General features: G+C 69.0%; 3 protein-coding genes. All 3 read right to left on the reverse strand.

The features are described from left to right. Nucleotides 1–103 precede the first annotated feature (103 nt). Genes xsc through Q4I23_RS31605 form a run of 3 tightly spaced genes read right to left on the reverse strand, consistent with a single transcriptional unit; the run spans nucleotide 104 to nucleotide 3,288 of the window. Complete coding sequence (gene xsc, locus Q4I23_RS31595) at nucleotides 104–1,879, reverse strand: sulfoacetaldehyde acetyltransferase (RefSeq protein WP_498528843.1); 1,776 nt, start codon at nucleotides 1,877–1,879, stop codon at nucleotides 104–106. Between the two features lie 49 nt (nucleotides 1,880–1,928). Next, a complete protein-coding gene (locus Q4I23_RS31600) occupies nucleotides 1,929–2,297 on the reverse strand; it encodes a hypothetical protein (protein ID WP_498528844.1) in 369 nt (122 codons plus the stop codon). A gap of 40 nt (nucleotides 2,298–2,337) precedes the next feature. After that, complete coding sequence (locus Q4I23_RS31605; protein ID WP_498528845.1) at nucleotides 2,338–3,288, reverse strand: dimethyl sulfoxide reductase anchor subunit family protein; 951 nt, start codon at nucleotides 3,286–3,288, stop codon at nucleotides 2,338–2,340. Between the last annotated feature and the right edge of the window lie 131 nt (nucleotides 3,289–3,419).

Here is a 3,419-nt window from a genome sequence, read left to right on the forward strand (position 1 = left end):
GTTATAGTCTCGTGGGCTCGGAGATGTGTATAAGAGACAGGTGGGGGCAAAGCCCCGACAACTCATGCAAGGAAGCACCGCACAGGCGGCGCTGCGCCCAACCTTACAAGGCCTGCTGCGGGCGCATGTCCGACGGGTTGATGCCGGCGACCGCCACCGGCTTCTTCATGGCGTCGCGGCGGAACGGCTCGCCCAGTTCCTGGTTCAGGATGACCTCGACGAAGGTGGTGATGCCGCGGCCCTGGTCCTCTATGGCTTGGCGCAGGGCGGCGGTCACCTCGTCCTGGGTGTGCGCGGTGACGCCCTTGAGGCCGCAACCCTCGGCCACCTTGGCGTAGCTGAGCTTGGGGTTCAGCTCCGTGCCGACGAAGTTGTTGTCGTACCACAGCGTCGTGTTGCGCTTCTCCGCCCCCCATTGGAAGTTCCGGAAGATCACCATGGTGACCGCCGGCCATCCCTCGCGCCCGATGGAGGACATCTCGTTCATCGAGATGCCGAAGGCGCCGTCACCGGCGAACCCGACCACCGGCGTGCCGGGGCAACCGATCTTCGCCCCGACGATCGATGGGAAGCCGTAGCCGCAGGGGCCGAACATGCCCGGCGCCAGATACTTCCGCCCCTCCTCGAAGGTGGGGTAGGCGTTGCCGATGGCGCAGTTGTTGCCGATGTCGGTGGAGAGGATGGCGTCGGCGGGCAGGGCGGCCTGGATGGCCCGCCACGCCTGACGCGGCGACATGCGGTCGGACTCGCGCTCGCGCGCTTCGGCGTTCCAGCTCGTTCCGGGATCGTCCTCCTCATGGTCGAGCGAGGACAGGAGCTGAAGCCACGCCGACTTGGTCTGGTGGATCAAGGCGCGGCGCTCCAGCCGGCCCGCGTCCCCGGCGCCGGGGGCGAGCTGCGCCAGGATCTGCTGGGCCACTTGGCGGGCGTCTCCGCAGATGCCGACCGAGACCTTCTTGGTCAGGCCGATGCGGTCGGGGTTGATGTCGACCTGGATGATCTGCGCGCCCTTCGGCCAATAATCGATGCCGTAGCCGGGCAGGGTGGAGAAGGGGTTGAGCCGGGTGCCGAGCGCCAGCACGACGTCGGCCTTGGCGATCAGCTCCATCGCCGCCTTGGACCCGTTGTAGCCGAGCGGCCCGACCGACAGCGGGTGGCTGCCGGGGAAGGCGTCGTTGTGCTGGTAGCCGCAGCAGACCGGCGCGTCCAGCCGCTCCGCCAGCGCGATGCTGTCCGGAATGGCCCCGCCGATCACCACCCCGGCGCCGTTGAGGATGACCGGGAATTTCGCCTCCGACAGCAGGCGCGCCGCCTCGGCGATGGCCTGCCGCCCGCCCGCCGGGCGCTCCAGCCGGACGATCTGTGGCAGTTCAACGTCGATGACCTGGGTCCAGAAATCACGCGGCACGTTGATCTGCGCCGGGGCGCAGCCGCGCCACGCCTTTTCGATGACGCGGTTCAGCACCTCGGCCATGCGGCTGGGATCGCGCACCTCCTCCTGGTAGCAGACCATCTCCCTGAACATGGCCATCTGCTCGACCTCCTGGAAACCGCCCTGGCCGATGGTCTTGTTGGCGGCCTGCGGCGTCACCAGCAGCATCGGCGTATGGTTCCAGTAGGCGGTCTTGATCGAGGTGACGAAGCCGGTCACGCCGGGGCCGTTCTGGGCGATGGCCATGGCCATTTCCCCAGTGACGCGGCTGTAGCCGTCGCAGATCAGGGCGGCATTGGTTTCGTGCGCGCAGTCCCAGAACCGGATGCCGGCCTTGGGGAAGAGGTCGGAGACCGGCATCATGGCCGATCCGATGATCCCGAAGGCGTGCCGGATGCCGTGCATCTGAAGGACCTTCACGAACGCTTCCTCGGTGGTCATTTTCATGGTGCGCATCCTCGTTGCATGAATGGGATGAAGGGGGAGGGCGGGGCGGTCAGCCGGCGATCACGCGCGGCATGGCCCGCTCGCCGAGGCCGGGACAAATGGCCGGCCGGTGCACGGCGATCAGGGGGGCGTAGCCGTCGTCCCCCTCCGGCATCGGCATGCTGAACCAGCGGTAATGGCGCCCGCTCCAGACGAGCAGCCCTTGGCTGAGGCCGAGGCCGTCCACCGCGAAACGGTCGACAAGGCGTCCGGCGAGGCTGGTGGACAGTGGCTCGTAGACGACGCCGGAGCCGGAGCGGAAGCCCACGCGGGGGCAGGAGGGCGAGCCGCAGATGTAGAGGCTCCGGGCATCCATCGCCTTGGCGCGGGTCATCAGGAAGGCCAGGGCGGAGCCGTGATCGGTATGGTCATGCGGCATCTCTGTTCCTTTCCTGTGGTGGGTGGTTGAAGAGGCGGCCTCAGGCTTCCCCGGCGCCGTAGAAGAGGGTCACGGTGTGCTTCGCCTCGGCGAAGAAGAGCCAGCGTTCGGCGATCACCCCCAGCGCGGCGGCGGCGGCGGCCAGCAGCGCCAGGGTGCCGGACAAGGCGCCGGGGCCGGCGACCAGAGCGCCGAGGCTCAGCGCCGCCGGCAGGGCGAAGGCGGCGAGGCGGGTGATGAGGCGCAGGCGGACGGCGTGACGACGCCCGACGCGGAAGCCCATTTCCTTGAGCAGGTAGTTGTCCTCGCTGTGCGGGGCGTCGAGCAGGCGGACCCGCCCGATGTGGCCGAGCCCGGTCGCCGTCTCCGCCGTGCTGACGGGGCGAGTGGTGGCGCAATGCCGCCAATGCCCTTCCTTCGCCGCCCAGGCCAGCGCCACCGACGCCAGCGCCAGCAGGGAAGACCAAGCCGGCGCCTGCCCCGCCACGCCGAGCAGCGCGTTCAGCAGCAGCGCCCCGGTCATCAGCGACAGCGCCAGATAGCTGCGAGGCACCCAGGGGTTGGCCCATTGGCGGATCGGCTTCAGAGAGGCGTAGATCATCGCCGTGCAATAGACGGTGACCGCCGCCATCGCCGCGGTGATCCAGCCGGCAATGCCGGTGATGACGCCGGTGGTCGCCAGGGCGATCCAGGCGATGGCGAAGACGCCCGCCGGCAGGAAGGTGGCGACCGCCGCCACGCCTTCGCGCGACAGCCAGGAACTGCGCCATTGCGACAGCGCCCGCCACGCCCGCTCCGGCCGGCCGAGATGGGCCAGCGAGGACAACAGCCCGGCCACCACCAGACCCAGGGCGAGGGCGAGGGCGGCGAGGCCGAACAGCGGGCTCGCCGGCAGCAGGCCGAAGGGCGCCAGCAGGCCGAGCAGGGCGAGCAGGCCGTAGCCGGCGCCTGCAGCGCTGGTGAAGAAGATGATGGAGAAGGCCGGATGCATGGAATCCCTCCCTCAGCGCGCCAGGATGCGGTCGGCCCATTTCAGCAGGCCGTGGAGCGGTAGATCGTCGTTCGCGCTGTCCCTGGTCTGTCTCTTATACACATCTGACGCTGCCGACGATTATACGCGAG

Source organism: Azospirillum sp. UFLA03-27, from assembly GCF_059803775.1.